The 25,646-nt window shown below is 60.0% G+C and carries 22 protein-coding genes; 8 read left to right on the top strand and 14 right to left on the bottom strand.

Annotated features, from left to right (window positions below):
* Positions 1–22 precede the first annotated feature (22 nt).
* The 9 genes from AC3Y64_RS07620 to AC3Y64_RS07580 form a co-directional block, all read right to left on the bottom strand.
* Entirely contained in the window at positions 23–3,625 is a 3,603-nt protein-coding gene (locus AC3Y64_RS07620) for a glycosyltransferase (protein ID WP_489987005.1), read from the bottom strand.
* Positions 3,626–3,739: 114 nt separating this feature from the next.
* Positions 3,740–5,308: a flagellar hook-associated protein 3 gene (locus tag AC3Y64_RS07615; RefSeq protein WP_489987004.1), complete on the bottom strand. Its 1,569-nt coding sequence runs from the start codon at positions 5,306–5,308 to the stop codon at positions 3,740–3,742.
* A 13-nt stretch (positions 5,309–5,321) separates the two neighbouring features.
* Positions 5,322–7,367 carry a flagellar hook-associated protein FlgK gene (gene flgK, locus AC3Y64_RS07610; RefSeq protein WP_489987003.1) on the bottom strand — a complete coding sequence of 682 codons (2,046 nt, stop codon included), beginning with the start codon at positions 7,365–7,367 and terminating at the stop codon, positions 5,322–5,324.
* A 24-nt stretch (positions 7,368–7,391) separates the two neighbouring features.
* Positions 7,392–8,696 carry a flagellar assembly peptidoglycan hydrolase FlgJ gene (flgJ, locus tag AC3Y64_RS07605; protein ID WP_489987002.1) on the bottom strand — a complete coding sequence of 435 codons (1,305 nt, stop codon included), beginning with the start codon at positions 8,694–8,696 and terminating at the stop codon, positions 7,392–7,394.
* Between the two features lie 11 nt (positions 8,697–8,707).
* Positions 8,708–9,796 (bottom strand): flagellar basal body P-ring protein FlgI, encoded by a 1,089-nt coding sequence (locus AC3Y64_RS07600; protein WP_164747921.1) that lies wholly within the window; start codon positions 9,794–9,796, stop codon positions 8,708–8,710.
* Positions 9,797–9,823: 27 nt separating this feature from the next.
* Positions 9,824–10,519: a flagellar basal body L-ring protein FlgH gene (gene flgH / locus AC3Y64_RS07595; protein ID WP_489987001.1), complete on the bottom strand. Its 696-nt coding sequence runs from the start codon at positions 10,517–10,519 to the stop codon at positions 9,824–9,826.
* Positions 10,520–10,572: 53 nt separating this feature from the next.
* Positions 10,573–11,358, bottom strand: a complete 786-nt coding sequence (gene flgG / locus AC3Y64_RS07590) for a flagellar basal-body rod protein FlgG (protein WP_003222804.1) — start codon at positions 11,356–11,358, stop codon at positions 10,573–10,575.
* A 45-nt stretch (positions 11,359–11,403) separates the two neighbouring features.
* Complete coding sequence (locus tag AC3Y64_RS07585; RefSeq protein WP_489987000.1) at positions 11,404–12,144, bottom strand: flagellar basal body rod protein FlgF; 741 nt, start codon at positions 12,142–12,144, stop codon at positions 11,404–11,406.
* Between the two features lie 249 nt (positions 12,145–12,393).
* Complete coding sequence (locus AC3Y64_RS07580; RefSeq protein WP_489986999.1) at positions 12,394–13,950, bottom strand: sigma-54-dependent transcriptional regulator; 1,557 nt, start codon at positions 13,948–13,950, stop codon at positions 12,394–12,396.
* A 374-nt stretch (positions 13,951–14,324) separates the two neighbouring features.
* Here AC3Y64_RS07580 and phhA point away from each other — a divergent pair, with 374 nt between their 5' ends.
* From phhA to AC3Y64_RS07550, 6 genes are all read left to right on the top strand, one after another.
* Positions 14,325–15,116, top strand: a complete 792-nt coding sequence (phhA, locus tag AC3Y64_RS07575; RefSeq protein WP_489986998.1) for a phenylalanine 4-monooxygenase — start codon at positions 14,325–14,327, stop codon at positions 15,114–15,116.
* A gap of 69 nt (positions 15,117–15,185) precedes the next feature.
* The gene (locus AC3Y64_RS07570) at positions 15,186–15,542 is read left to right on the top strand and encodes a 4a-hydroxytetrahydrobiopterin dehydratase (RefSeq protein ID WP_489986997.1); all 357 of its coding nucleotides are present in this window, start codon (positions 15,186–15,188) and stop codon (positions 15,540–15,542) included.
* A complete protein-coding gene (locus AC3Y64_RS07565; RefSeq protein WP_489986996.1) occupies positions 15,542–16,735 on the top strand; it encodes an amino acid aminotransferase in 1,194 nt (397 codons plus the stop codon). The genes AC3Y64_RS07570 and AC3Y64_RS07565 overlap by 1 nt, the downstream gene beginning before the upstream one ends.
* 307 nt (positions 16,736–17,042) lie before the next feature.
* Positions 17,043–17,174 carry a hypothetical protein gene (locus AC3Y64_RS07560; RefSeq protein WP_008088845.1) on the top strand — a complete coding sequence of 44 codons (132 nt, stop codon included), beginning with the start codon at positions 17,043–17,045 and terminating at the stop codon, positions 17,172–17,174.
* 69 nt (positions 17,175–17,243) lie between these two features.
* Positions 17,244–17,426: a hypothetical protein gene (locus tag AC3Y64_RS07555; protein WP_158954911.1), complete on the top strand. Its 183-nt coding sequence runs from the start codon at positions 17,244–17,246 to the stop codon at positions 17,424–17,426.
* A 114-nt stretch (positions 17,427–17,540) separates the two neighbouring features.
* Positions 17,541–18,728: an MFS transporter gene (locus AC3Y64_RS07550; protein ID WP_489987933.1), complete on the top strand. Its 1,188-nt coding sequence runs from the start codon at positions 17,541–17,543 to the stop codon at positions 18,726–18,728.
* Here the strand turns inward: AC3Y64_RS07550 and arfB are convergent.
* Positions 18,725–19,138, bottom strand: a complete 414-nt coding sequence (gene arfB / locus AC3Y64_RS07545) for an alternative ribosome rescue aminoacyl-tRNA hydrolase ArfB (protein WP_083366627.1) — start codon at positions 19,136–19,138, stop codon at positions 18,725–18,727. The two genes, AC3Y64_RS07550 and arfB, sit on opposite strands and share 4 nt — an antisense overlap.
* Before the next feature lie 93 nt (positions 19,139–19,231).
* The gene (locus AC3Y64_RS07540) at positions 19,232–20,644 is read right to left on the bottom strand and encodes an amino acid permease (RefSeq protein ID WP_489986995.1); all 1,413 of its coding nucleotides are present in this window, start codon (positions 20,642–20,644) and stop codon (positions 19,232–19,234) included.
* Between the two features lie 893 nt (positions 20,645–21,537).
* On the opposite strand from AC3Y64_RS07540, the gene AC3Y64_RS07535 reads away from it, so the two are divergent.
* Both AC3Y64_RS07535 and AC3Y64_RS07530 read left to right on the top strand, forming a co-directional pair.
* Positions 21,538–21,675: a hypothetical protein gene (locus AC3Y64_RS07535; RefSeq protein ID WP_003222780.1), complete on the top strand. Its 138-nt coding sequence runs from the start codon at positions 21,538–21,540 to the stop codon at positions 21,673–21,675.
* A 71-nt stretch (positions 21,676–21,746) separates the two neighbouring features.
* Positions 21,747–22,712, top strand: coding sequence for a M29 family metallopeptidase (locus AC3Y64_RS07530; RefSeq protein ID WP_489986994.1), 966 nt, complete (start codon positions 21,747–21,749; stop codon positions 22,710–22,712).
* 232 nt (positions 22,713–22,944) lie between these two features.
* Here the strand turns inward: AC3Y64_RS07530 and rluB are convergent, their stop codons facing one another.
* The 3 genes from rluB to scpB form a co-directional block, all read right to left on the bottom strand.
* Positions 22,945–24,165 (bottom strand): 23S rRNA pseudouridine(2605) synthase RluB, encoded by a 1,221-nt coding sequence (gene rluB / locus AC3Y64_RS07525; RefSeq protein WP_489986993.1) that lies wholly within the window; start codon positions 24,163–24,165, stop codon positions 22,945–22,947.
* A 154-nt stretch (positions 24,166–24,319) separates the two neighbouring features.
* Positions 24,320–24,511, bottom strand: a complete 192-nt coding sequence (locus tag AC3Y64_RS07520) for a DUF1289 domain-containing protein (protein WP_489986992.1) — start codon at positions 24,509–24,511, stop codon at positions 24,320–24,322.
* Between the two features lie 146 nt (positions 24,512–24,657).
* Positions 24,658–25,641, bottom strand: a complete 984-nt coding sequence (gene scpB, locus AC3Y64_RS07515; protein WP_489986991.1) for an SMC-Scp complex subunit ScpB — start codon at positions 25,639–25,641, stop codon at positions 24,658–24,660.
* Positions 25,642–25,646: the final 5 nt, after the last annotated feature.

The raw sequence follows: 25,646 nt of genomic DNA, 5'->3' as shown, positions 1-25,646 counted from the left end.
TCGCTACAGCCTTAGGGGCAGATCAATCCGCCAGCCAGCCATGTTCCCAGTAACGCAGGTTGTCGCCTCGCAAAATGTAGTCGCGCAACACGACTTCACGTAACTGGTCGCCCATGCGGTAGCTCGCATCCGGGTCGGCCAGGTGCATGCGGATCGCCTGCAGCCATTCTTCCGTGGAGTTGGTCTTGACCCGCGTACACGGCAGGTAGCCGCGATAGGCCTCAGTGTCGGTGCAGATTACCGGGTAACCGCAGGCCCCGTACTCCAGCAGACGCAGGTTGCTTTTGCAGTCGTTGAAAATGTGGAATTCCAGCGGTGCAAGGGCCAGGTCGAGATTGAGGCTGGCCAGTTTCGCCGGGTACGCGTCGAGGGCAATCACACCATGGAACTCATGCATGTACGGCCGCAAATCATCCGGGCACATGCCGAAGAATACCCAGTCAACTTCATCCGCCAGTTCACGCACGACATCAGCGATCACCGCCAGGTCACCATGGTGACTGGTGCCGCCGCCCCAACCGACTCGCGGCTTTTTCGAGGTCCGGCGCTGGCCGCGCAGGTTGCTCCAGAACTCCTTCGCCAACATGTTCGGCACCACACGGATGTCGTGATGCATGTCCGACAAGGCGTTGGCCAATGGCTGAGTCGAGACCACGACGCGGTCGCACATGCCGATCGCACGGCGAACAATACGCTCCATTTCATACTTGTCCGGCATGTTGCGGATATGCGCATTGCGATGGGGAACATCAATGACGTAGTCGTCAAGCTCGTAGATGCTGCGGGCGTTGAAGTAGCTGCACAGCACCGGCATTTCGTTGACCGACGACACGGTGTAACGCCCTTGCAGAACGATTACATCAGGTGACAGACGCTCGATTTCAACAATCGGTGGCAGGTTCACGCTGTAGCGGATCTGTCCCTGCACCCGCCCTGCCGCTTCGAGCTCGATCAGCGGTTGCGTGACACGATAGTGACCGATCGCGGAGGCGTTGAGCGGCAACCCGAGAATCTTCGGCATGGTGCTATTGCTGAAAGGACTCCAGCCGGTGCGCAGCCCTGGCTCGAGCGTGAAGCTCGAACCGGTGTGCTTTTGCAGCGAAAGATTGTGATTGTAGGCAGGGTCGCGGGCAATGGCCGGCAGCCAGCGCTTGAAGAACGTTTCTTCCTGCTGATTATGCGAGACGCCTTCTTCGTTGATGACCTCCTCGACTGGCTGCGCGCCCAGCGCCAGCACAGCATAAGGAGTCCACACCACGAGATAACCCTGCCGGGCTACGCGTAGTGCCAGGTCCACTTCATGCAACATACGCGGCAGACTCTGCTCGTCCAGCCCGTCAACCGCATCGAACACCGACTTGCGCACCATCAGGCAGTCGGCGCCGACGGCGCTCAGATCCTGAACCACCTGTAAGCGGAACATGTAGCCGGACGACTGCATGGCCTGACCATAGAACGGCAGGCCGGCCGGCCCCTGCAAACCCAGCACCAGCCCCGCATGCAACACATAGCCATCAGGATTGAAGAGCTTGGCACCGACAATGCCGACTTCCGGACGCTGGGCGTGATTGAGCAATTCGTCGAGCCAGTCACCCTGAGTGATCACGGTGTAGGGGTTGAGCAGCAAGACGTATTCGCCCCTCGCCTGACCTACGGCAAAGTTGCGCAGTGCGGCGACGTTACCCTGTTGCGGGTAGGTCAGCACGCGTACGCGTTCACTGCCCAATTGCGCCATACCGTCCAGCCAGGCACGGGCCTCGGCGGTCTCGCTGGCGTTGTCGACCAGCAACAGCTCGTACTCGCTGTACGCGGTTTTTTCCAGCAGGCTTTCGACGCAGCGTTGCAACGCCGCAATCTGGTCGCGCGTGGAAATGATGATCGAGACCAACGGCCGATGGGCATGCCGGTAATCGACCCGATTGAGCAACTCGACGCTGCCGCGTCGCAGATCGTGGGCGATCCCCATACGATCCAGATGCGCCGACAGCAATCGCGCGTTGTGTTCCGTCACGGCGGGCAGCGACAACCACTGCGCCAGGTCGAAGGACGACTCGATAGCAATCTCGGCCAGATGCCCAACCACTTGAGTGCCCTGCTCTTCAACCATTCGCCAGAGCATGTCGTGAGGCGCGAGCTCAGTGAAGGTCGAATCGAAGCCGCCGAGTGCCAGAAAAGTCTCGCGCCGGAACGCCAGCGCGCGACCGACATAAGGGTAGGAGCGCATCAGGTCCAGGTTGAAGTCGGGCTTGAATGCCGGCTCCGCCGACTCCCCCGCACGCAAGCTGCCTTCATCGCTGTACAGACAGTGCAAGGCGCTGTTGAAGGCGATGCGTTCGGCCAACATCAGCAGGGCCGGAGGCACCAGACGATCACCCGCGCGCAGCAGATAAAACCAGTCAGCGCCATCCAGTTGCGGCAGCAGCTGGTTGATCTGTTGCAGATAATCGTCCTGCAACGGCAAATGGAACACACGCCCATCCAATACCGGCTCAGTGCAATCAGTGGACAACACCAGCGTCAACTCAGGTGGATAGACCTGTGCGGCAAGACTTTCCAGCGTCCGCTCCAGCGCCGCAGGACTGCCCTGCTCATCCAGCACGATGGGCACGATTCGCGGCGTGGACGACCAGCCTGCCAGAGTGTCCGGCAGCAATCTGCTCTGGACGTCGCTGAGCCTGCGGCACGCCAGCCATTGCGCATAGAGTTCGGAAAAGCTCTGGCTGTCAGCACCCACTTGCCAGATCTGCGCGCTCTGTTTGGTACCGAGCGTTCGGCTCAGCGGCAGCTCTATCCAGACCCGGGGGGACTCATCAGCATTGGGCAATGGCACATAACGCGCCCACCCTTTTGCAGGCGCCGACTCTCCGCTACGCGCCTTGAGCATTTGCAGCAGCCATTGCCGCTCGACGACCAAAGCATCCTTCATGACTTGCTGGCCACTCAGGCGATCCGGATACAGACGTTCAACACTTAACACATGGTTGGAGATCACCACGTTGCCGCGTCGTAGCAAACACACGAACAAGGCGAAATCGAGGCTCGCGACAAAACAGTGGTCCGGCTGAGTCAGCGCCGGCAGTAACTCGACAACGTCAGCGCGACGGAACAGGGCATTACTGAAACCACCGAGGAGGTTCGACGGGAACGTCTCGAAGAGCGCCAGCAGATCCTCACCCTTGAACAGGCCACTGATCGGAGACAGTGGCGTGTTTTCCAGCCGTGAAGGCAGCACCATGTCGTCAGCATCCCAGAACAAACGCTGGGCCAGCACCAGGTTGACCTCGTCACGTTCAGCGAGCACTTTGGCCTGATACTCGATACAGCTGGTAAACAGCTGATCGTCATCGCACAAAAACTTGATGAATTCGCCCTGAGCCTGATCCAGGCAGGCCTGCAGATTGCCGACCAGTCCCAAGGTGTGCGGGTTGCGCACGTAACGCACCGCCACCCCGTTCAGCTCGATCAACGCTGCGACAATAGTTTCAATTTCATCACCACGACTGTCATCACAGACAATGATTTCAAGATTGCCGTAACCCTGACTGACGGCGCTGCGCAATGCCCGCTCGAAGAAGCGCGGGTTGAAGGCAGGAATGACAAGGCTGACGAGGGGAAGTGAATTCACGGCGGACTCGCAAGCGGCGGGAACCCGCCCGGAATTGCGAGCCCTCTGAAACCGCGAAAAAAGATATTGAAAACTCAAGAGCCAAAGCTTCGGGCGCTTGCGCGCCCGTCACCCTCAGATCTTGTTGAACAGACCCAGCTGGCTGATCTTGCTGAACGCCAATTGCGCAGCCTGCAACATGGTCTGCTGCAAGGTCAGGCGGGTCATGACTTCGGCCGGATCCGAATCGCGGATCGAGCCTTGCGTCGTGGTGTTGGCGGTGCTCAGGCTGTCGTTGGTGACGCTTTGCATGTCCAGCGACTGGCCACGGGCGCCGATCGACGTGACTGCGGTGCCAATCTGGTTGGTCGCGGCGTCGAGGTTGCCGATACCGGCTTCCATGGCGCCCTGCAGTTTTTGTTTGGCGACCGGATCACCATCGATTGGCGTATTCAGCGCGTTGATCATCTGGCCCAGGGTGTCGAGCACGTTCTGGGTCTGGTGGTTGTTCGGCTGAATCGAAAATTGATCGCCGGCGGCCGGAGTGTTGCCCAGGGCGAATGTCACGCCGGCTGCCGTCGCATTGCCACCGACCACAGTGCCCGAGGATACAGGCTTGCTGTCTGCGGTGACCGGCGCCGCGTAAAGGTCGAACGCAGTGGCGCTGGTGAATTTGAGGACCGCCCCGCCCTGTGGGAATGCCGCGTTGTAGGCCGCCTGATCGGTGATGCTGGAACCGGTAATCACCGCCGTCGACGTATTGCCCGGGTTACGCGAGGTGTTGAACGTATCCGGTGACACCGCCAATTGAAAGCTGTGCCCGGCAATGACTGCGTCCGGGTTGGTGTCACCCGCCTTCAGGTTGATGTTCAGCTGCATGTCGACGCCACGGAAGCTGAAGCTCTGGTTGGCGCCACTGGTGTTGCTGATCACACCGTTCTTGCTCGCCTCAGCGGTCACGTCGTTGCCCAGGGCATCAGTGATTTGCATCTGCGTGCTGCTGACGAAACTGACGGTATACGGCTGGCCGCTGGTGAACTTGGCGTTGTAGGTGGCTTCAGTGCCGATCGTACCGTTGGACAGCACGACACGGCCGTCATCCACCGCTGGAGCAGTCTGGGTAACGTTGGTGCGGGCGGTGTTGATGGTCTGCTGGAATGCATCCCAACCGGTGGTGTTGGTGCCGACCGACAGGCCATCGCCAATGCCCAGATTGATGGTGGTCTGATCACCGTTGTAGGTGTAGGTGCCGTCGCCGTTTTGCGAGTACGGAGCCGTGTCGGTTTTCGAACCGGAGAACAGATAGTTGCCGTTGGCATCCTTGGAGTTCATCAGGCCCAGCACTTGTTTCTGGATCTCGCCCAGTTCCGAGGCGTAAGCCTGGCGGTCCTTGTCGGTGATCGTGCCGTTGTTGGCGGCCAGGGACAGTTCCTTGGCACGCGACAACGCCGTGGTGATCGCATCCAGCGTGGATTCCTGAACGGTCAACGCACTTTTGGTGGTGCTGATATTGGTGGTGTACTGATCAAGCATCGCAGCCTGCTGACCCAACTGCAGCAAACGCCCGGCGCCGAGCGGATCATCGGACGCATTGGTGATGCGCTGCAGGCTGCTCGCCTCGCTGGCGGTCGCAACCGCCTTGTTGAAGTTACGCTGATAGTCCGACGCTTGCGTGCCGTAATACTGGGCGGTGGAAATGCGCATGAATTACGACTCCTTAAAGGCTGTTGATCAGCGTGGCGAAAGTTTCCTGCGCAGCTTTGATGATCTGCGAAGACGCTGTGTAGTACTGCTGATATTTGACCAGGTTGCCGGTTTCTTCATCCAGGTTGACCCCGGACAGCGAATCGCGGGCGCCCTTGGCGTTATCCAGAATCGCTGTAGTGGCGGCGCTGTCGGACTTGCCTTGGGCAGTCTTGGTGCCGACGTTGGTCACCAGTTTGTTATAGGCGTCGGTCAGGCTGATGCCCTTGCTCGCCGAACCGGTGTCGACGGTCTGCTTGGTTTGCAGGCCGACCAGCGCTTGCGCGTTGCGGTTGTCCGAAGACGCCGCGCCGGTGAGGTTCATGGTGAAGGTTTCACCGGACTTCGGCGTGCCGCCGACCGTGGTCTGCACGGTGAAGGTCTTCTGCACGTTCGGCGTGACGGTCGTGTCCATCACCGGGTTGCCGCTGGCATCGACGATGCCGACTTTCAGGTTCAGGGTGTTCGACTGGCCGGGCACGATGGTGCCGGTGCCGATGGTCGCGCCCTTGGCATCGACCAGGTTGTACGACTGGCTGCCGCCGCTGGCTGCACCGAACACCAGTTTGACCGGCGTCGAATTCTTCAGCGCCGCCTGCATGTCAGCCTGGGCCGTCGGGTTGTAGATATTGATCGTGTCGCTCAGCGTCGGCTGAGTGTAAGTCCCCAGACCGGCAGCACTGGCCACACCGGTCAACGGACCGGCAGCAGCGATTTTCTTCGGGTCGGTGAGGACCGTCTGGATGCTTGCGGCCGCGCCACGGGTCGGGGTGATCTTGAAGCTGTCACCGGCGCTCAACGCACCGCCGTTGAGGGCGAGGCTGAAGCCGTCGATCACCGGAGGCGGGTTGGTGGTGGTGCTGAACGCACCCAGGTCGGTGCCGTCGGAACGCTTGACGGTGTAGTCGGTGGCGCTGGTGAAGGTGACCTGATAATCGCTGGTGGTCAGCTTGCCAGAGTCCTTGATGGTGACATCAAGGTTGCCTGAACCGGCGCTGTTGCCGTCCTTCGCAATGCTGCGCTGACTGACCAGCGCGGCACTGTTGATGTTGTTGAAAATCGCCGCGCCGAAGTCACCGTTCTTGTCGATGCCCTGGGCTTGCTGGCTGTTGATCTGGTCAGCGACCACCAAGGCGACACGGCCCAGCTCGTTGAGCGAAGGGTCGAGGACTTCCTTGCGATAGGTCAGCAGGCCGCCGATTTCGCCACCGCTGATCACCGAGGTGATGTCGATGGTGCTCGAACCGCGATCCATCTGAATGCCCATGCGCGAAGGGTCATCCTTCATCGGCACGGTGCTCAGGGTGTTGGTGGTGTTGCCGATCACCAGCGGCTGGCCGCTGCCGACGTAGATGTCGAAGCTGGTGCCACGCTCGACAACCTGCGCACCCGTCAGCTCGGACAATTGGCGCACGGCTTCGTTACGCGAATCGAGCAGATCGTTCGGCGCGCCACCACTGGTGGAGATCTCGCCGATCTTCTGGTTCAGGTTGGCGATCGAAGTGGCCAGCTTGTTCACCTGAGCCGCCATGTCGGCGAGGCTGCCGTTGATGGTGGTGTTCTGGTCGTTGAGCTGCTTGGCGATGGTGTTGAAACGATTGGTCAGTGCCTGCGCGCCGGTCAGTACCGATTGACGGGAAGTGTCATCGGTCGCCGAGGTCGAAACACCCTGCATCGAGGTGAAGAATTTTTGCAGCACGCCGGTCAGGCCGGTGTTGGTGTCCGACAGCATCGAGTCCAGCGGCGTGGCTTGTGCCAGGAACGAGGCCGATTCGCTGTCGAGCGACGTCGCGGTGTGCAACTGGGTTTCCAGGTACGAGTTGTAGACCCGACGCACGTCGGCCAGGGTGGTGCCCGTGCCGATGAAGACGGTGCCGAACTGCTGCGAGGACTTGGTGCCCTGCACGGTTTGCTGACGCGAATAACCGGCGGTGTCGACGTTGGCAATGTTGTTGCCTGTCGTAGCCAAAGAGGACTGGCTGGCCGACAGTCCCGACATCCCGATATTGAGCAAACTCATGGTTCAGACCTTATACCTTGTGCCTTATAAAGGCGTGGTGGATACACCCGCCGCAGCGTAGTTTTGGAAACTGTTCATCTGCTTGGCTATCTGCGAAATCTTTGTCGCGTAGTTCGGGTCGGTGGCGTAACCGGCCTTCTGCAACTCACGCACAAACTGTTCTGGGTTATCGGCAGACTTCAGCACATCTTGATAGCGATTATTGCTCTGCAGCAAAGTCACCAGATCGTGGAAGCTGTCCTTGTACGAGGCGTAGGAACGGAACTCGGCCGTCTCCTTGACCATTGCGCCATCGCGGAACTCGCTGGTGATCGCACGGGCCGAATCGCCCTTCCAGTTGCTGCTCGCCTTGATGCCGAACAGGTTGTGGCTGCTGCTGCCGTCCTGGGCGCGCATGACCGATTTGCCCCAACCGGTTTCCAGTGCCGCCTGCGCTACCAGATAACGCGGATCGACGCCGATACGGTCGGCAGCTTCCTTGGCCATCGGCAGCATGGTGTTGACGAATTCGTCGGCGGAACTGAAGGCTTTCTTCGCCGGCGCCAGTGGAATTTGCGCCATGGCACGGCCGTATACCTGCATCTGTCCGCCGGCCGCTTTTTCGCTTTCGGCGCGGGCCAGCCAGTCGCCGTTGTACAGCGGGCCAGAGCCCGTCGCGACAGCGGTCGTGGCGCGCGGCAACAAGGTATTCGGCGCAGGCGTGGCATTCGTTGCAGCCGACGGCACCAGACCGGCGAGCAAACGATCAGCCAGTTTCGGCGGCAAGGCCAGGCGACGCTTGTTGATCATCGCCATGTCATTGCTGTGAGAAACGTCGGCAGTGTTCGACACCCGCCCGGAACGCGATGCCCACAGCGGACGCTCGCCATTGACCCGCGACAGCGGACCGCTGGTGGCAGTGGTGCCGGCGGCAATCGGCGTGGCCACGGCAGCGGCTTTCGCTCTGGCTTCTTCTTGCTTGGCGGCGGACGCAGCGGCAGCTTCACCCGGAGCCATCGGTTTGTTCTTCGACATCTGACGCATCAGCACGTCAGCGAGGCCGATACCACCGCCCTCGCGGGCCATGGAAACGGCCATTTGCTGGTCAGCCATTTCCTGATACTGCTTGGCGGCCGGCGTGTTGAGCGGGTTGTCCTGACCGAGGGTCTCAGTGGCCGAACGCATCGACTTGAGCATTTCCCCAATGAACAGCGACTCGAATTCCTGCGCTACTTTGCGCATGTTGCCGTCGCTGTTCTTGTCGCCAACCTTGAGCTGATTCAGGCGATTGAGGTCGGAGTAGGAACCCGAATCGCTATTGCTGACCAGACTGCCTTTACGCATATCCATGATGATCGTCCTCAGATCACGATCAGGTCGGCTTGCAACGCGCCGGCCTGCTTCAGTGCTTCGAGAATCGCCATCAAGTCGCCTGGCGCCGCGCCGACCTGGTTCACCGCACGCACGATCTCGTCGAGGGTGGTGCCCGGGCCGAACTTGAACATCGGTTTGGCTTCCTGCTCGGCATTGACGCGCGAGCGAGGCACCACAGCCGTTTGGCCGTTGGACAACGGGCCGGGCTGGCTGACAATCGGGTCTTCGGTGATGGTCACGGTCAGGCTCCCGTGGGTCACGGCGGCTGGCGAAACCTTGACGTTCTGGCCGATGACGATGGTGCCGGTGCGCGAGTTGATGATGACTTTCGCCACCGCCTGACCCGGGTCGACTTCGAGGTTTTCGAGGATCGACAGATAGTCGACGCGCTGGCTCGGATCGAGCGGTGCGGTGACACGGATCGAGCCGCCATCGATGGCTTGTGCAACGCCAGGGCCGAGCATGTCGTTGATCTTGTCGACGATGCGCTTGGCGGTGGTGAAGTCGGAGCGGTTGAGGTTCAGGGTCAGGCTATTGCCCTGGTTGAAACCGCTCGGCACCGAACGCTCTACCGACGCACCGCCGGGGATGCGACCGGCCGACGGAACGTTGACGGTGATCTTCGAGCCGTCACGACCTTCAGCATCGAAACCGCCGACCACCAGGTTGCCCTGAGCGATGGCGTAGACGTTGCCGTCGATACCCTTGAGCGGGGTCAGCAACAGTGTGCCGCCGCGCAGGCTCTTGGAGTTACCGATCGAGGAAACAGTGATGTCGACCTGCTGACCCGGCTTGGCGAACGCCGGCAGATCGGCACTCACCGACACCGCCGCGACGTTCTTCAACTGCACGTTGCCCGAGCCCGGCGGCACTTTGATGCCGAACTGCGAGAGCATGTTGTTGAAGGTTTGCAGGGTGAACGGGGTTTGCGTGGTCTGGTCGCCGGTGCCGTTAAGCCCGACCACCAAGCCATAACCAATCAACTGGTTGGAACGCACGCCGGAAATGCTGGCAATGTCTTTCAGCCGCTCGGCGTGTGCACCAAAGGCTGCGGACATCATCGCCGCAGCGAGCATGAGGCTCTTGAAGTTCAACGTAGCCACCTAGAAAGGGAACAGCGGGCTGAGGAAGAAACGGTCGAACCAGCCTGGCTGACTCGCATCGGCGAACGAGCCGGTGCCCGAGTAGGTGATGCGCGCATCGGCGACGCGGGTCGACGACACGGTGTTGTCGGTGGCGATGTCATCGGCACGAACCAGACCGGCAATGCGCACCAGCTCATCGCCAGTGTTGAGGGTCATCCACTTCTCGCCGCGCACAGCGATGATGCCGTTGGGCAAAACGTCAGCCACGGTCACGGTGACCGAACCGGTCAGGGTATTGCCCTGCGCAGCCTTGCTGTCGCCCTTGGTCGCGCGGTCGCCGCTGTAGCCGACGTCCAGGCTCAGATCGTTGCCACCCAACGGATTATTGGTCACGCCGCTACCGCCGAACAGCGAGGTCAGACCGATGCCGGTCTTGCTGTTCTTGGCCACTTGCGAGTTGGCGTTCTTGCTCGCCTGGGTCTTCTCGTTCAGGGTGATGGTGATGATGTCACCGACCCGGAAGGCCTTGCGGTCGCTGTACAGGTTTTGCTCGAACCCGGCCTGATAGATCGAGCCGTTGTTGGCCGCCGACGGCAACGGTGTGCGCGGCAACACCGGAGCGTAGTAAGGGTCATTGGGCTTGGGCGTCGGTGCGACGCAGCCCGCGAGCGAGACGACCCCACCCAATGCCAGAACAGATACGAAGCGTTTCATGACCCTTACCTCACGGTGTTGCAGGCAGCCTCATGGCTGCCTCATAGACTTGATTACAGATTCTGCGTTACGAACGAGAGCATCTGGTCGGCGGTGGAGATCACCTTAGAGTTCATTTCGTAAGCGCGCTGAGTGGTGATCATGTTGACCATCTCTTCAACGGTGCTGACGTTGGAACCTTCCAGGGTGTTCTGCAACGTGGTGCCGAAACCGTTCAGGCCCGGGGTGCCGATTTGCGGCGCGCCGGAAGCGGCGGTTTCCAGGAACAGGTTGTTGCCTACTGCTTGCAGACCGGCCGGGTTGATGAAGTCGGCGGTTTGCAGGTTGCCGATCACCTGCGCGGCAGGGTTGCCCGGAACCGTGATGGACACGGTGCCGTCGGTGCCGACAGTGAAGCTCTGCGCGTTGTTCGGGATAACGATCGCAGGCTCCAGCGCGAAACCGCTGGCGTTGACGATCTGGCCATTGGAGTCGAGGTGGAACGTGCCGTCACGGGTGTAGGACGTGGTGCCGTCCGGCTGCAGGATCTGGAAGAAACCGCGACCGTCGATGGCCATGTCCAGCGGCTGCTCGGTGGTTTGCAGGCTGCCGGCGGTGAAGTTCTTCTGCGTGCCGACGATGCGCACACCGGTACCCAGTTGCAGACCCGACGGCAGTTCGCTGTCCTGAGTCGACTGAGCGCCAGGTTGACGCTTGATCTGATACAGCAGGTCCTGAAACTCGGCGCGGTCACGTTTGAAACCCGTGGTCGACACGTTCGCCAGGTTGTTGGAAATGGTGGTCAGGTTGGTGTCCTGGGCGGACAGACCGGTTTTGGCAACCCATAGAGCCGGAAGCATTCGATTCTCCTCGTGCGCCTGTTTTACGGCGCGACGTTCTGATAATTAGCTGATCTGCAAGACCCGAGCCATGGCCTGGTCGTCGTCTTTGGCGGTGTTCATCATCTTGACGTGCAATTCGAACTGCTTGGCCAGGGCCAGCACCGACGTCATTTCTTCCACGGCGTTGACGTTGCTCGACTCAAGGAAGCCCGACACCAGTTTGACGTTGGCATCGGCCGGCGCAGGCTGGCCGTCCTTGGTGTAGATCGAGCCGTCGAGGCCCTTGTTCATGTTCTTGATGTCCGGGTTGACCAGTTTGATCCGGTCGACTTCCGCCATGACGCGCGGGCCTTCGCCCATCGCACGAATACTGATGGTGCCGTCTTCACCGACTTCGACCTGTTGCTCAGGCGGCACGGCAATCGGCCCGCCATTGCCCAGCACCGGCATACCGTTGCCGGCGCGCAGGACGCCGAGGGCGTCGATGTTGAGGCTGCCGGTGCGCACGTAGCTTTCGCCGCCATTGGGATTCTGCACGGCGATAAAGCCGTTGCCGGTCACAGCAACGTCGAGGTCACGACCGGTCTGCACCAGAGAGCCCGGGGTGAAGTCGGTAGCAGGCCGTTCGCTCATGGCAAACGCACGCGCCGGAAAGACGTCACCGAACACCGGCATCGAACGCGCCTGTTCCAGGTCGCGCTGGAAACCGTTGGTGGAGATGTTCGCCAGGTTGTTGGCATGCGCCTTTTGCGCCAGTGCGTTCTGGCTGGCGCCGGTCATTGCCACATAAAGGTACTTGTCCACACTCTTTCCTCTGCATGCCGGACGTTTGCCGCCCACCGCTGTACTGCTGAGCCATAAGCAATTTGCAGACCAACTTTTTTCTGGCGGCGCGGGGCCCGGTAAACAAAGGACTTGGGGGATTTTGCGGAGGGATTGGAAATGTATCGAAGTCGAAAAACCGGCGGTGTTATGCCGCTTGGCGGCAATCCCGGCGAATGATCGTAATGATCGTTCCCACGCTCCGCGTGGGAATGATCATCCCGTGCGCTATCACTCGGTTTTGCCGACTTCGTATTCACGCAACTTGTTGGCAATTGTGGTGTGCGAAACCCCCAGCCGCTTGCCTAACTGCCGACTGCTCGGGTGTTCGGAATACAAACGCTCCAGCACCGCTTTCTCGAAGCGACCAACGATCTCGGCCAAGTCGCCTTCCAGGGAAAAATCGCCAAGCGGCTGACGCACGCCATAATCCGGCAGACGAATATGTTCCGCCTTCACGGTGCCACCCTCACACAGCGAAACGGCCTGGAACAGCACGTTCTCCAGTTGCCGCACGTTGCCCGGCCAGTGGTAATGACTGAGCCGGTCCATCGCCGCCGGTGCCAGTTTTGGCAGCGAACAACCGATCTGCCGACTGGCCTGATCGAGGAAGTGCTCGACCAGCGGCGTCAAACCGTCGAGGCATTCGCGCAACGGTGGAATATGCAGCGAGAGCACGTTCAAGCGGTGATACAAATCCTGACGAAACTCACCGCGTGCGCACAGCTCGGACAAATCCACCTGGGTCGCGCAGATCACCCGCACATCCAGATAAACCTCTTCATCACTGCCGACCCGACGGAAGCAACCGTCCTGCAGAAAGCGCAGCAGTTTCACCTGCAAACGCGGGCTCATTTCACCGACGCCATCAAGAAACAGCGTGCCGCCGGCGGTCAGCTCCAGCAGGCCGAGCTTGCCTTCGGCGCGCGCACCTTCAAAGGCACCGGGGCCATAGCCGAACAGCTCGGTTTCAGCCATCGATTCCGGCAGCCCCGCGCAATTGAGCGCCATCAATGGCGATTGTCCGCGCGGACTGGCGAGGTGACAGGCACGCGCCAGCAATTCCTTGCCGGTGCCGGTTTCGCCTTCTATCAATAGCGGCGCGTCGAGCGGTGCCATGCGGCGCGCTTCACGGACGACAGCAGCCATGACTTTCGAGCTCTGGAAGATGCTGTCGAAGCCGCGCAACTCCTGCTTGCGCACGTTGTAGATGCGCTCGCCGACGCGGTCGGCGCGATGCAGGGTCAGCACGGCGCCGGCCATGGCTTCGCTGTCATCGTGCTCCGATTGCAGCGGCGCGATGTCGGCGAGAAAGACGTCACCCTTGACCTTGACGCGCATGCCGTTGATCCGCGATTTGTTGGCGCGCACCAGTTCCGGCAAGTCGAAATCTTCGGCGTAGCGCGACAGCGGAATCCCCGGCACCTCGTCGACCCGCACGCCGAGCAACTGCGCCGCCGCGCGGTTGGCCGCGACAATCGAGCCGCCCATGTCGATCGACAACACCGGAAACTCCAGCGCACCGAGCAAGGCGTTCAATTCCATATGCCGACGCTCACTCGGCATCAGCCCTACCCGCTTGACGCCGAAGACCCCGGCAATCGCCTCGAATTTCGGCCGCAAAGCCTGGAACTGAATGTTGATCAGGTTCGGGCAGTGCAGGTAGATCGCGTTGCCATGCTCGCCACCGACTTCGCCGCGCGCGACGTTGATCCCGTATTCCACAAGCAGATTGAGAATGTCGCGCAGGATGCCGATGCGGTTTTGGCAGTGGACTTTGATGCGCATATAAATCGCCCGAATAAACGATGAGAAACCTGTAGGAGTGAGCCTGATCGCGATAGCGGTTCATCAGGCCGCACTAAGGGTAAATGACACACCGCTATCGCGAGCAGGCTCACTCCTACAGGGAAACCGCGCCAGACTTTTCTGAGATGGCGCGCAGATAGTTGTCAAGATTATGTGACAGACATCGGCCTTTTCAAACCCGCCAATCACCACAAACGCGAGATATTCGCCAAACCGTAACGATAACTTTACGAATTAAAGAGAAATTTCCTACGCGCAGGCCATTCAACCTACTGCACATCAACACACTCTCAGGTAATTCTGAATCCATCGCTGGACATAACAAGAACGAATCCCCCTAGCAGGAGAGCAGTATGAAGCAGACGCAATACGTGGCCCGCGAGCCCGATGCGCAAGGTTTTATCGACTACCCCGCCGAAGAACACGCGGTGTGGAACACGCTGATCACTCGCCAGTTGAAAGTGATCGAAGGGCGTGCCTGCCAGGAGTATCTGGACGGTATCGAGAAACTCGGTCTGCCCCACGACCGCATTCCGCAACTGGGCGAGATCAACAAGGTGCTCGGCGAGACCACCGGTTGGCAGGTCGCCCGCGTGCCGGCGCTGATTCCCTTCCAGACCTTTTTTGAATTGCTCGCCAGCAAGCAGTTTCCCGTCGCAACCTTTATCCGTACCCGCGAAGAGCTGGACTACCTGCAAGAGCCGGATATTTTCCACGAGATCTTTGGCCACTGCCCGCTGCTGACCAATCCGTGGTTCGCCGAATTCACCCACACCTACGGCAAGCTCGGCCTGCAAGCGACCAAGGAAGAGCGCGTGTACCTGGCGCGCCTGTACTGGATGACCATCGAGTTCGGCCTGGTCGACACCCCGCAAGGCAAACGCATCTACGGCGGCGGCATTCTGTCCTCGCCCAAAGAGACTGTTTATTCGCTGTCGGACGAGCCTGAGCACCAAATCTTCGATCCGCTCGAAGCGATGCGCACACCGTACCGCATCGACATTCTGCAACCGCTGTACTTCGTCCTGCCGAACCTCAAGCGTCTGTTCGACGTGGCCCATGAAGACATCATGGCCATGGTTCGCCAAGGCATGCAGCTGGGTCTGCACGCACCGAAATTTCCGCCAAAGCCGAAAGCGGCCTGAGCAGAACCCGCTCGCGACTTGCGCGCAAAGATAGTAATTTCCAACAAGAATCGAATTCAGGAACAGACCATGTCCACTTTGAACCAAGCCCACTGCGAAGCCTGCCGCGCCGATGCGCCACAAGTCAGCGACGAAGAACTGCCGATCCTGATCAAGCAGATCCCTGACTGGAACATCGAAGTTCGCGACGGCATCATGCAGCTGGAAAAAGTTTTCCTGTTCAAGAACTTCAAGCACGCGCTGGCCTTCACCAACGCTGTTGGCGAGATCTCCGAGGCCGAAGGTCACCACCCGGGCCTGCTTACCGAGTGGGGCAAAGTCACCGTGACCTGGTGGAGCCACTCGATCAAAGGCCTGCACCGCAACGACTTCATCATGGCCGCGCGCACTGACGAAGTGGCCAAGGCTGCAGAAGGACGCAAGTAATGCATTTCGACGCCATCGGCCGGGTACCCGGCGACCCGATCCTCGGCTTGATGGAGGCGTATGCGCAGGACACCAACCCGCGCAAATTCGACTTGGGCGTTGGCGTCTACAAGGATGCCCAAGGCCTGACGCCGATCCCGGAAGCGGTGAAAATCGCCGAAGCGCGCCTCGTCGAAAGCCAGGACAGCAAAACCTACATCGGTGGCCACGGTAATCCGATGTTCGGCAAGGTCATCAACGAGTTGGTGCTCGGCGCCGACTCGAAACTGATCGCCGAACAACGTGCCGGCGCCACCCAGACGCCGGGCGGCACCGGTGCCCTGCGTCTGGCTGCCGACTTCATCGCCCAATGCCTGCCGGGCAAAGGCGTGTGGCTGAGCAACCCGACCTGGCCGATTCACGAAACCATTTTCGCCGCCGCCGGGGTCAAGGTCAGTCACTACCCGTACGTCGGCAGCGACAACCGCCTCGACGTCGACGCCATGCTCGCCGTGCTCAACGACGTGCCGAACGGCGATGTGGTGCTGCTGCACGCGTGCTGCCACAACCCGACCGGTTTTGACTTGAGCCACGACGACTGGCAGCGCGTGCTCGACGTGGTGCGCAGCCGCAACCTGCTGCCGCTGATCGACTTTGCCTACCAGGGCTTTGGCGATGGGCTGGAGCAGGATGCGTGGTCGACCCGGTTGTTCGCCGCCGAAGTTCCCGAGCTGCTGATCACCAGCTCCTGCTCGAAGAACTTTGGCCTGTACCGCGACCGCACCGGTGCGCTGATCGTCTGCGCGAAAACCGCCGACAAGCTCATCGACATCCGCAGCCAACTGGCCAACATCGCCCGTAACCTGTGGTCGACACCACCGGATCACGGCGCGGCAGTGGTCGCAACCATCCTCGCCGACCCCGAGCTGAAAGCGCGCTGGGCCGATGAAGTGGAAGCCATGCGTTTGCGCATTGCGCAACTGCGCAGCGGTCTGGTTGAAGCGCTGGAGCCTCACGGTCTGCGCCAGCGCTTTGCGCACATTGGTGTGCAGCGCGGCATGTTCTCTTACACCGGCCTGTCGCCGGAGCAAGTGAAACAGCTGCGCGAGCATCACAGCGTGTACATGGTCAGCTCGGGCCGGGCCAACGTTGCCGGCATCGACGCCACGCGCCTTGCGCTGCTGGCCGATGCCATCGCCAGCGTCTGCAAGTAATACCGCCACCCCGTAGGAGCTGCCGAAGGCTGCGATCTTTTGATCTTGTTTTTAAAAGCAGGATCAAAAGATCGCAGCCTTCGGCAGCTCCTACAGTTGTTTTTTGATCGTTCCAACGCTCCGCGTGGGAATGCAGCCCGGGACGCTCTGCGTTCCAATCACCACAGGTTTGGCTCCCCCTGCGGCCATCTGTCGCATTATTTTGAATTAAAAGTCTGATTGTCATTTTTCCTGCTGTATCCTGCGCAGGCTTTGTAAAAGCGCGGATCTACCAGATCTATCAACAGACTTAGCGAGGAGCGCAACCATGCACGAGATTCCTAATCTCCCCTTCCCAAGCCTGCACGTACCTGAGCAGACGACCACGCAACAAGCCGGCGCCCAACAGCCCGAGCCGAAAGAAGCCGTTGAGAGCCGCCCGGCCGACAACGAAGAGTAAGACTCGTCGTACAGACCGTGTGGAAAGCGCTAACATGCGCTTTCCACACTGCCTGAACCCGAGCCTGCCATGACCGACGAATTCTCCGAAAGCCAAGCTGCCGTGCTGATCGGCACCACCGAGAAAATGATCGAGATCTGGAACCGGCTCTCTCCCGAGAAACAAGCCGCCCTGCTTGCCCGTTTCGGCAGCGAAGAAAATGCCCTGGCGGCGTTGGTCACCACGCAATTGGTTGCCCCGGCCAAATCCTGAAGCGGCCACCGGGCAAATAGTTTTACTTTTCCCGCCCCAGATTGCTCCGCGCCGGTATCATAAGCAGCCTATCTAATCTGCCGTCCCCGTGGATCGTTACCCATGTCGTCCTCTATGTCCGAGCCCCAGCGCCCCCTGGCGGTTACGCTGCAAGTCGTTTCCATCGTCCTCTTCACCTTTATCGGTTACCTGAACATCGGCATTCCGCTGGCGGTGTTGCCGGGTTACGTCCATAGCGATCTGGGTTTCGGCGCGGTGATCGCCGGTCTGGTAATCAGCGTGCAGTACCTCGCCACCCTGCTCAGCCGCCCGTATGCCAGCAAGATCATCGATAACCAGGGCAGCAAACGTGCCGTGATGATTGGCCTCGCTGGTTGTGGTTTGAGCGGCGTGTTCATGCTGATTTCGGCGTGGACACCGAACCTGCCGATGCTCAGTTTGATCAGCCTGCTGATCGGTCGACTGGTGCTGGGCAGCGCCGAAAGCCTCGTCGGCTCCGGCTCGATCGGCTGGGGCATTGGCCGGGTGGGCGCAGCCAACACCGCCAAGGTGATTTCCTGGAACGGCATCGCCAGTTACGGCGCACTGGCGATCGGCGCACCGTTCGGCGTGTGGCTGGTTGGCGAGTTGGGTTTGTGGAGCATGGGCGTCAGTATCATCCTGCTCGCCGCGCTGGGCTTGCTGCTCGCCTGGCCAAAAACGCCGGCACCGATCGTCGCCGGCGAGCGTCTGCCGTTCATGCATGTGCTCGGCAAAGTGTTTCCCCACGGTTGCGGCCTAGCGCTGGGCTCGATCGGCTTCGGCACCATCGCGACCTTCATCACCCTGTATTACGCGACGCAGCATTGGGAAAACGCGGTGCTGTGCCTGAGCTTGTTCGGCGCCAGTTTCATCGGTGCACGCTTGCTGTTCGGCAATCTGATCAATCGCCTCGGCGGCTTCCGCGTGGCGATTGCCTGCCTGTCGGTGGAAACCCTTGGCCTGCTGCTGTTGTGGTTAGCGCCGGACGCGCACTGGGCGCTGGCTGGTGCAGCACTGAGTGGTTTCGGCTTCTCGCTGGTGTTCCCGGCGCTGGGCGTGGAGGCAGTGAATCTGGTGCCGGCGTCGAGCCGAGGCGCGGCGGTCGGCGCCTATTCGTTGTTCATCGATTTGTCGCTGGGGATCACCGGGCCGTTGGCCGGGGCGATTGCGGCGGGATTCGGTTTTGCCTCGATCTTCCTCTTCGCCGCCCTCGCCGCGCTGAGCGGATTGGCGTTGAGCGTGTATCTGTACAAGCACACCGCCAAGTACCGCGAAGACTAGAAATCCACCTTGCCGCGTCCGGCCTTGATGCTGCCGCGCTTGGTCTTCGATTCGAGCCGGCGCTTCTTTGAGCCGAGGGTGGGCTTGGTCGGGCGGCGTTTCTTTTCGACTTTGGTGGCGCTGAGGATCAGCTCGACCAAGCGCTCCAGCGCATCGGCGCGGTTGGCTTCCTGCGTGCGGTATTGCTGGGCCTTGAGGATCAACACGCCGTCGCTGGTGATACGACTGTCACGCAGCGCCAGCAGCCGCTCCTTGTAGAACTCAGGCAAGGATGAGGCCGGGATGTCAAAGCGCAGGTGCACGGCGCTGGAGACCTTGTTGACGTTCTGCCCCCCGGCGCCCTGGGCGCGAATGGCCGTCAATTCGATCTCGGCATCCGGCAGATGCACATTGTTGGAAATCACCAGCATGGAAAAGCGTCCGTATTCAGAGCGTGCAGGATACGCCATGTGCAGAAACAACAAACCCGGCATTGGCCGGGTTTGTTGTTTCTGCTCGCGCGGTTACTTCGCGGTCGCAGGCAACGCGTGTTGTGCACTGCGCTTGTTCTTGATCACGTAGCAGACCCACATGAACACAACCCACACCGGAATCGCGTACACCGAGATCTGAATGCCCGGGATCAACAGCATCACGCCGAGGATGAACGCCACGAACGCCAGGCAGACGAAGTTGCCGTACGGATACCACAGCGCCTTGAACAGCGGCGTCTGCTGAGTCTTGTTCATGTGCTGGCGGAACTTGAAGTGCGAGAAGCTGATCATCGCCCAGTTGATCACCAGGGTGGCAACCACCAGCGACATCAGCAGTTCCAGCGCGCTGTGCGGAATCAGGTAGTTCAGCAGCACGGCAATCACGGTCACCGCTGCCGAGGCGAGAATCGAACGCACCGGCACGCCGCGCTTGTCGATCTTCGCCAGACCTTTTGGCGCATCGCCCTGCTCGGCCATGCCCAGCAGCATGCGGCTGTTGCAATAAGTGCCGCTGTTGTACACCGAGAGCGCCGCGGTCAGCACCACGAAGTTGAGGATGTGCGCAGCAGTGTTGCTGCCGAGCATCGAGAACACTTGTACGAACGGGCTGCCGCTGTAGGAATCGCCGGACGCATTGAGGGTTTCCAGCAGGCTGTCCCACGGGGTCAGCGACAGCAGGATCACCAGCGCACCGATGTAAAAAATCAGGATCCGGTAGATCACCTGGTTGATCGCTTTCGGGATCACGGTTTTCGGCTTGTCGGCTTCAGCGGCGGTGAAACCGAGCATTTCCAGACCGCCGAAGGAAAACATGATGATCGCCATGGCCATCACCAGACCGCTAACGCCGTTGGGGAAGAACCCACCATGCGACCACAGGTTGCTGACCGAAGCTTGCGGGCCGCCGTTGCCGCTGACCAGCAGGTAGCTGCCCAGCGCAATCATGCCGACGATGGCCACAACCTTGATGATCGCGAACCAGAATTCGGCCTCACCGAAGACTTTGACGTTGGCCAGGTTGATTGCATTGATCAGCACGAAGAAGGCTGCCGCAGAAGCCCAGGTCGGAATGTCCGGCGCCCAGTAGTGAATGTACTTGCCGACCGCGGTCAGCTCGGACATGCCCACCAGAATGTACAGAATCCAGCAGTTCCACCCCGACAGGAAGCCAGCGAAGCCGCCCCAATATTTGTGCGCGAAATGGCTGAAGGAACCGGCCACCGGCTCTTCAACGATCATTTCGCCCAACTGCCGCATGATCATGAAGGCGATGAAGCCGCAGATGGCATAGCCGAGGATCATCGACGGGCCGGCGGATTTCAGGACCCCGGCCGAGCCGAGGAACAATCCGGTACCGATCGCGCCACCGAGGGCGATCAGTTGAATGTGGCGATTTTTCAGGCCGCGTTTCAGCTCGCCTGATTGCGAGGGTTGTCCACTCATGAAAAAGGTCTCACGCAAGGTTTGATGATGTTCAGTAGACGTTGCTGCAAGGTTGCGATTTCAAGCAGCCCCGATCAAACCCCAGCGCAGGCACCAGGAGTTCAGCTTATTTACAACGGTCATGCGTCACCTGTTTGTTTTTATCTGTGACGAAATCGAACCCGAAACGCTTGTGGCGCCACGGAGTGAACAAGGCGGATAGCCTTGAGATTTGCGCGATTACGCAGAGGGTCACAGTTAAAACGCGGCGCATTGTACACCGCTAACCCCCTGCTGCCAGACCCCGCTGGATCAGCGTGTCGGTTGCCGGGATTGCGTGTGGCCGCCACGAGAACTTCGGGCGGCTGCAAAAATTGAGTCAGGCCTTTGCGGGCCATCGACGCGGACGAGGAAAAAACCGTCCCACGGAGAGAAGTGGAAATCAGTCACGGCGTTCATTGCGCCTCCTTCTTGTTATGCACCTGCACGACAGGCATGGGGCGCATCACACCCTTGAAACGTCCTTAAAACAAGCGGGCCAGAGCCTTGCAAGGCGCCCGGCAGGCAAAGCTTCGGCAGCTTTTCCTTACAGCGTCTGCCTCAAGGTTGAATCACTGGGTTTTATCGCCGTTTTCGTAAATATTTCTTTACGTTGCGTAACGCATAATTTCCATTTCGGAAATTTCTGTAGGACGTCTGCAAATTGACGTTAGCAAGCGTGCTAATGAAAGTTGCCGCTAGTTTTTTGTTTTTAAATGAGAAAAACACAGCTGAAAAACAGAACAAAAAGTCTATTTAATTTTTAAATGAATAATTTTTTGCATTAAGAAAAACCCTGAACTAGGTTCTTTCACGTCTCGCCGGCCACCTCGACCGGCCAGTCATAACCGTGAAAGTCATCTAGGAGATCGACCATGCAAGCACTGGAAAAAGACTTGGATACCGAACTGCAACTGGACGAATGGTTTGAAGCACCAACCCACGAGGCGGCTGTGGAAATGATGCAAGCCGACGCGGTCGTTCCGTTCGGCACGGCGATGTGGCCTCTGTAAAACATCCCCAGGCAGGCACGGTCCGGCCGGTCGTGCCTGCCGCTTTTTTCACGGTCAGTCAGGGAGGACTCATGGATAAGCCCCGCGCGATTTCGCATTTCCTTTACTACCTCGAACACCACCCTGCCCTTGCCGGCCTCGACTCGGCGAAGGTATTGCTCGGCCACACGGCTGATTACGCAGCGCTGACCGGCGCCATCGCCGAACAGGCTGGCGATCATCCGCGCTTCACGTTCAGCGCCCGGCGCCTGGACCTCGACAGCACCGCGACGCTGACCTCGGCAATCACCGACAGTGATCTGTACATTTTCTTCTACGACTCTTCCACTCTGCCCAACCCGCGCCCCGACGGCCCGGAGTTTGTCCGTGCGCTGCAAGGCGTGATGGCGGACAACTGGAAGAAGTCGCTGCTGTTCAAGGATTACGGCGATTATTTCTACGACACCTTCAGCGTCACGCCGCAGCGGATTGCCGGGCTGAACAGCCATTTGATCCAGCGCATGTCCCAGGCGACCACGTTGAGTTTCAAGGACGACGAAGGCTCATGGTTCGAAGCACCCCTGAGCAGCATCAAGAAATGGACCGACATCAACGGTGTCGGCAATTTCGACCTGGCCCCCGGCGAAATCGCTACGCACAGCGAAGCCATCAATGGCCATGTGAAGTTCAAGGGCACGTTCCTCAGCACCATTCCGTTTGCGCGCAAATACGGCGTGCTGGAGTCGCCGCTGGAGTTGTGGATCGAGAACTCGACCATCAGCCGCATCGCCACAGACGTGCCGGGCCTGGAGCATGATTTCAACAAGTACCTGGACGCCAATCCGTCGAACCGGCGCATAGAGGAATTGGGGATTGGCACCAATGAAGGCGTGAAGGATTTGTATGCGCGCAATGCCGGGTTTGAAGAGCGCCATTGTGGCTTGCACCTTGGGCTAGGCGGTGGCGCGAAAGGCAGTCATCACTTGGACCTGATCTTTTCCGGCGGCGTTTTGGCGCTGGATGACAAGCCGGTGTTTGATGGGCGGTTTGTGTTCTGATCCTGCAAATTAGGTGGCTGCATTGGCCTCATCGCTGGCAAGCCAGCTCCCACAGGTTTTTGTTGCGCTGCATAAATCCTGTGAACACCGCAGATCCATGTGGGAGCTGGCTTGCCAGCGATGAGGCCCTCAAAAGCACCACATACCTTTCGCCAGACGAAAAAAAACGCCAACCCTAAGGTTGGCGTTTCTGCTTTAGCTCGAAGCTTGCCGCTAGAAGCTCAAAACTGCCTTATTCCGGCTTCTTGCGACCAAACCCCGGACGCTGCCCGGAACCCGCCGGTGCACCACGGCGCTTGCCCGACGGCTTGTCGCCATCAGCCAACTTGATCCCCGGACGCTTCGGCGCAGGCTTGGCCGGACGCTTGTTGGTGGTGTCCGCTGGACGATCCGCCACTGGCGTACCACGACCGCTCGGCGCACCACGCTCGCCACGTTCAGTGCGACCGTTGGCCGGACGCGGAGCGCGCTCGCCGTCACGGGCAACCGGCTTGCGACCTGGACGCTCGCCTTCGATCTGCGGCTCGCGGCTTGGACGTGGGCCGGTCGGCGCACCAGCGGCTGGACGCAGCGTACGCACGCGCTCGGTCTTGCCCATTGGGCGCGACGATTTGCGCTGCATGCGCTCAAGCTTGTCTTTGCTCTTGGCGTTCAGTTGCGGCATCGCCACCGGTGTCAGGCCGACTTCAGCACTGAGGATGTCGACTTCGTACTGGCTCATTTCGCGCCAGCGGCCCATCGGCAGGTCGGAGTTGAGGAACACCGGACCGAAACGCACGCGCTTCAGACGGCTGACCACCAGACCTTGCGATTCCCACAGACGACGAACCTCACGGTTACGGCCTTCCATCACCACGCAGTGATACCAGTGGTTGAAGCCTTCGCCACCCGGCGCTTGCTTGATGTCGGTGAACTTCGCCGGGCCGTCTTCCAGCACCACGCCAGCCTTCAAGCGCTCGATCATTTCGTCGTCGACTTCACCGCGTACACGCACAGCGTATTCACGGTCCATCTCGTAAGACGGGTGCATCAGGCGGTTGGCCAGTTCACCGTCGGTGGTGAACATCAGCAGACCGGTGGTGTTGATGTCGAGACGACCGATGTTGATCCAGCGACCTTCTTTCGGACGCGGCAGCTTGTCGAACACGGTAGGACGGCCTTCCGGGTCGTCACGGGTGCAGATCTCGCCATCGGGTTTGTTGTACATGATCACGCGGCGTACCGATTCGGCCGCCTCTTCGCGCTTGATCACCTTGCCATCAATGGTGATGGCGTCGTGCATATCGACGCGCAGACCGAGGGTGGCGTCTTTGCCATTGACCTTGATCCGGCCCTGGCTGATCCAGGATTCCACGTCACGGCGCGAGCCGACGCCGATACGGGCGAGGACTTTCTGCAGCTTTTCGCCTGCTGGGCCGATTTCCTGGTCGTCTTTCTGAATGATGTCGCTCATCTGGGCACCTCCCGGTGTGGTCTGTTCAAGCGCTCTGAATTGGACGCCTGAAGCATTGAAATCTGGGTTCTCGGCCGAAGGGATCGGCGGAGGGTCGCGAATCATACGCGGATGTGCGCCGTCGCGCATCAGAGACTAGCTGATCGATCGACAGTTATTTCTTTTTCCGCCGACCGGCGCCACCGAGTTTGATCAGACGCAGCGCGGCTTCGGCCAGGACCGTGCGCTTGTCGTCCTTGTCGAATTTCTTCCAGGCCTTGATTTCCCGCTTGCTGCGGCCGCAACCGAGGCAGATGTCGTCGGTGAATTTGCAGACGCTGATGCAGGGGTCTTTTGTTGAACTCATGCCTACTCCAGAAACACACGATTCCACTGTGGGAGCTAGCCCTGCTAGCGATGGCGCTGGGTCAGTCACCCACTCTGTCGTGCCTTAGACCCCAATCGCTAGCAGGGCTAGCTCCCACAGGGGGTTCGAGGTGTGCCGGGACTGGCTCAGTCCTCGAACTCGCGGCGTTCGGCTTCGATGGCTTCGGCCAATGCGCGGGCTTCGGCTTCTTCTTCGCTCAGCTCCGGCTCGGGTGCTGGCGCAAGTTGCTCGAGGGCGGCGACGGCGGCCAAAAGCTTTTCGCGGGCTTCAGCGACGCCGAGGATGTCCTCCTCCGGTTCGGCTGCTGGCTCCGCTTCAAGTTCAACTTCAACTTCAATGACGGGCTCAGCGACTTCGGTTTCAGGTTCGGTCGTTGGCGCTTCACCGTCCGCCGCATCCCGCAGCAAATCGTCGAAGTCGGTCTTGATCCCCTCTTCCATGCTGTCCAGTTCCAGCAACAACGTATGGAAACTGGTTTCTTCCTTCTCTTCCTCCGGTTCGGCGCTGGCGTCGGCCAGTTCCTGCAGACCTTGCGGCACTGGCGCGTCATCGAAATCGAGCACTGGGTCGGTTTCCATCTCGCGCAACTCGGCCAGCGGCGGCAGGTCTTCGAGGTTCTTCAGGTTGAAGTGATCGAGAAACATCTTGGTGGTGGCGAACATCGCCGGTTTGCCCGGCACGTCGCGGTAGCCGACAACGCGGATCCACTCACGCTCCAGCAAGGTTTTGACGATGTTGCTGTTCACCGCCACACCACGCACGTCTTCGATCTCGCCACGGGTGATCGGCTGGCGATAGGCGATCAGCGCGATGGTTTCCAGCAAGGCACGGGAATAACGCTGCGGGCGTTCCTCCCAGAGTCGGCCAACCCACGGCGAAAACTTCTCGCGAATCTGCAAGCGATAGCCGGACGAGACTTCCTTGAGTTCGAACGCGCGGCCCTCGCAGGACTTGCCCAACAGGGTCAGGGCTTTCTTGAAGACTGCCGGCTCGGGGCGTTCGCCCTCTTCGAACAGTTCATAGAGGCGATCAAGGGATTGCGGCTTTCCCGAGGCCAACAGAAAGGCTTCAAGCAGGGGCGCCAGCTCGCGGGGTTCAGTCAGGTTCATGTTTC

It is taken from the genome of Pseudomonas sp. 4CAES_32.4, assembly GCF_058136335.1.
The sequence above is the reverse complement of the archived record's forward strand: the minus strand, read 5'-3'. Positions and strand labels throughout refer to the sequence as shown.

What these genes read in the sequence shown, in the direction of transcription:
- AC3Y64_RS07555 (WP_158954911.1), top strand. Translation starts at nt 17,244, where the DNA reads ATGACCGACGAATTCTCCGAAAGCCAAGCTGCCGTGCTGATCGGCACC.
- phhA (WP_489986998.1), top strand. Translation starts at nt 14,325, where the DNA reads ATGAAGCAGACGCAATACGTGGCCCGCGAGCCCGATGCGCAAGGTTTT.
- AC3Y64_RS07580 (WP_489986999.1), bottom strand. Translation starts at nt 13,950, where the DNA reads ATGCGCATCAAAGTCCACTGCCAAAACCGCATCGGCATCCTGCGCGAC.
- AC3Y64_RS07565 (WP_489986996.1), top strand. Translation starts at nt 15,542, where the DNA reads ATGCATTTCGACGCCATCGGCCGGGTACCCGGCGACCCGATCCTCGGC.
- flgJ (WP_489987002.1), bottom strand. Translation starts at nt 8,696, where the DNA reads ATGGATATGCGTAAAGGCAGTCTGGTCAGCAATAGCGATTCGGGTTCC.
- AC3Y64_RS07600 (WP_164747921.1), bottom strand. Translation starts at nt 9,796, where the DNA reads ATGCTCGCTGCGGCGATGATGTCCGCAGCCTTTGGTGCACACGCCGAG.
- scpB (WP_489986991.1), bottom strand. Translation starts at nt 25,641, where the DNA reads ATGAACCTGACTGAACCCCGCGAGCTGGCGCCCCTGCTTGAAGCCTTT.
- AC3Y64_RS07560 (WP_008088845.1), top strand. Translation starts at nt 17,043, where the DNA reads ATGCACGAGATTCCTAATCTCCCCTTCCCAAGCCTGCACGTACCTGAG.
- AC3Y64_RS07550 (WP_489987933.1), top strand. Translation starts at nt 17,541, where the DNA reads ATGTCCGAGCCCCAGCGCCCCCTGGCGGTTACGCTGCAAGTCGTTTCC.
- flgG (WP_003222804.1), bottom strand. Translation starts at nt 11,358, where the DNA reads ATGCTTCCGGCTCTATGGGTTGCCAAAACCGGTCTGTCCGCCCAGGAC.
- arfB (WP_083366627.1), bottom strand. Translation starts at nt 19,138, where the DNA reads ATGCTGGTGATTTCCAACAATGTGCATCTGCCGGATGCCGAGATCGAA.
- AC3Y64_RS07530 (WP_489986994.1), top strand. Translation starts at nt 21,747, where the DNA reads ATGGATAAGCCCCGCGCGATTTCGCATTTCCTTTACTACCTCGAACAC.
- AC3Y64_RS07520 (WP_489986992.1), bottom strand. Translation starts at nt 24,511, where the DNA reads ATGAGTTCAACAAAAGACCCCTGCATCAGCGTCTGCAAATTCACCGAC.
- flgH (WP_489987001.1), bottom strand. Translation starts at nt 10,519, where the DNA reads ATGAAACGCTTCGTATCTGTTCTGGCATTGGGTGGGGTCGTCTCGCTC.
- rluB (WP_489986993.1), bottom strand. Translation starts at nt 24,165, where the DNA reads ATGAGCGACATCATTCAGAAAGACGACCAGGAAATCGGCCCAGCAGGC.
- AC3Y64_RS07615 (WP_489987004.1), bottom strand. Translation starts at nt 5,308, where the DNA reads ATGCGCATTTCCACCGCCCAGTATTACGGCACGCAAGCGTCGGACTAT.
- AC3Y64_RS07535 (WP_003222780.1), top strand. Translation starts at nt 21,538, where the DNA reads ATGCAAGCACTGGAAAAAGACTTGGATACCGAACTGCAACTGGACGAA.
- AC3Y64_RS07540 (WP_489986995.1), bottom strand. Translation starts at nt 20,644, where the DNA reads ATGAGTGGACAACCCTCGCAATCAGGCGAGCTGAAACGCGGCCTGAAA.
- AC3Y64_RS07570 (WP_489986997.1), top strand. Translation starts at nt 15,186, where the DNA reads ATGTCCACTTTGAACCAAGCCCACTGCGAAGCCTGCCGCGCCGATGCG.
- flgK (WP_489987003.1), bottom strand. Translation starts at nt 7,367, where the DNA reads ATGAGTTTGCTCAATATCGGGATGTCGGGACTGTCGGCCAGCCAGTCC.